Raw genomic sequence first — 423 nt, 5'->3', positions numbered from 1 at the left:
TCAAGCAGAATGCCGAGCACGCGCGCCAGGCCAACCAGTTGGCAGCAGGTGCCGCCTCGGTGGCCTCGCAAGGCGGCAGCGTGGTCGGCCAGGTGGTCGAAACCATGAGCGGCATCGAGGCCTCGTCGAAGAAGATCGCCGACATCATCGGCGTGATCGACGGCATCGCCTTCCAGACCAATATCCTGGCCTTGAACGCGGCGGTGGAAGCGGCGCGCGCCGGCGAACAGGGTCGCGGCTTCGCGGTGGTCGCCAGCGAGGTGCGGACCCTGGCCCAGCGTTCCTCGAATGCGGCCAAGGAGATCAAGAGCTTGATCGACGACTCGGTGGACCAGGTGGCCAATGGCTCGACCCTGGTACGCCAGGCAGGCGAGACCATGGCCGAGATCGTGGCCTCGGTACAGCGCGTCACCGACATCATGA

Annotated in this window: 1 protein-coding gene; it reads left to right on the top strand. The window is 66.2% G+C overall.

The features are described 5' to 3' along the window. Positions 1 to 423: methyl-accepting chemotaxis protein (locus D588_RS24845; RefSeq protein WP_017916468.1), on the top strand; the 423-nt coding region annotated here is incomplete at both ends.

The organism is Xanthomonas sp. SHU 308, assembly GCF_000364645.1.
GTDB lineage: Bacteria > Pseudomonadota > Gammaproteobacteria > Xanthomonadales > Xanthomonadaceae > Xanthomonas_A > Xanthomonas_A sontii.
The sequence above is the reverse complement of the archived record's forward strand: the minus strand, read 5'-3'. Positions and strand labels throughout refer to the sequence as shown.